We start from the raw sequence: 1,492 nt of genomic DNA, 5'->3' as shown, positions 1-1,492 counted from the left end.
CGGGTAACAATATTGGCACTGAGCGGACTCTCAAGAGTCTGCACCAAATATTAGAAAAGTCTCTTTCTCATCCTTATACTTTAAAGGTAATAGATGTGTTGCAAAATCCGGAACAAGCTGAAGCAGATCAAATTACTGCTACTCCTACGCTGATTAGGGTTTGGCCTCTACCTGTGCGGAGAATTGTTGGGGAATTTAATGATGTGGAAAAAATTATTAAGTTGTTGGAAGGTGTTAATTCTAGATTTTAAATGTTAGATTTTTTTAGCGTTTGGTAGTAAAACTTTTCAAATTTATAGTGCTACGCGCTAGGGAATAGGGAACAGGGAATAGCAAACTGTCAAAGGGTTTTAGCATTGAAAAATGTCCTAACCAATTCTTGTAGTGCTATAGTATGAAACAACCTATGACATTCCAGCAGCTAAGATGAATTTTTTAGTTGCTGGTAATGCTTGTATACTAACAATTCACTAACTACGGCTTGCTGATTAAATCTAAAAGCATTGACATATAAAGACAAGTGCCTTTTTGGGGTCGAAAAAAGTGTCTGGTTTTCAGCTCTTCATACTCATGCATGGAGCGTATTTTAGGCTCATAGTTGGGCAGAAAAATCATTCTTACAATTGTTATATCATGTCCGCTTAATTAGTGATAATACAGTTTTTAGGTTGTAGGTTGTAGGCGTTATATAGAATCCGGTTATATAGTATATGTTTATAACTATACTTAAAGCCTTCAATCTCCCCTACTCCCCTACTCCTCTACTCCCCCGAACTATATAATAAGTGTTCTAACCGGATTTGATATTACTCCTACCTCCTCGCTCATTCCCATTTCTCCCCTCCTGGGAGGGGGAGGGGCGAGGGGTGGGTTGTCTCCTACCCCTACTACAAGACTTTTGAGCGCAAACCCTAACTAGGTAAACAGACATCAGGAGCGCACAAACCAGGAAAATTTACGGTTGTGACTTCCAAGGTATCTAGCTCAACCTTACGGATAATACAATTATTTGTATCTGCAATAAATAAATGTTGCGCGATCGCACTTAATCCTGATGGCTCAAAAAATTGACAATTAATACCTTGTCCATCTTGATGACCGGCGGTGCCATCTCCCAACATGGTAAGGCATAAACCTGCGTGATATTCTACCCGCTTAATTTTGTGATTATAGGTATCAGCAACCCAGACATAATTTTGGGTATATTCTATTCCCAAACAATGCTGTAGCAAAACTTCTGGACCTCGGCCATCTTTGTCGCCAAAGCCAAATAGTCCTCCACTACCACAAATAGTCCGCACTTTCGGATGCTCATTAATACCTACTGCTCGAATAGAACTAATTTCACTGTCAGCCACAAATAATTCATTGCCATCCGTACTAATACCGCTAGGTTGAGCAAAAGCAGATTCTGTCAGAGAGCCATCTACACAAGCTTCTGCACCAGTCCCTGCATAAGTGCTAATCAACCCATGATCGTGCCGAGCGACAC

Annotated in this window: 2 protein-coding genes and 1 pseudogene; 1 reads left to right on the top strand and 2 read right to left on the bottom strand. The window is 40.3% G+C overall.

All coding sequences use genetic code 11. The features are described from left to right. Window positions 1-251 (top strand): circadian clock KaiB family protein (locus F6K13_RS32785; protein ID WP_287289873.1); only part of this gene is annotated, 251 nt, incomplete at its 5' end. Between the two features lie 539 nt (window positions 252-790). On the opposite strand, the gene F6K13_RS32780 is transcribed toward F6K13_RS32785, so the two are convergent. After that, on the bottom strand, window positions 791-931 hold the full coding sequence (locus tag F6K13_RS32780) for a hypothetical protein (RefSeq protein WP_287289871.1): 141 nt from the start codon (window positions 929-931) through the stop codon (window positions 791-793). Then, window positions 912-1,492: pseudogene (locus F6K13_RS32775) on the bottom strand (hypothetical protein); the annotation flags it as partial. The gene F6K13_RS32780 and the pseudogene F6K13_RS32775, both read right to left, overlap by 20 nt.

The sequence above is a fragment of the Okeania sp. SIO2B9 genome (assembly GCF_010672505.1).
Lineage (GTDB): Bacteria > Cyanobacteriota > Cyanobacteriia > Cyanobacteriales > Microcoleaceae > Okeania > Okeania hirsuta.
This window is presented reverse-complemented; position numbering and strand designations above follow the sequence as displayed.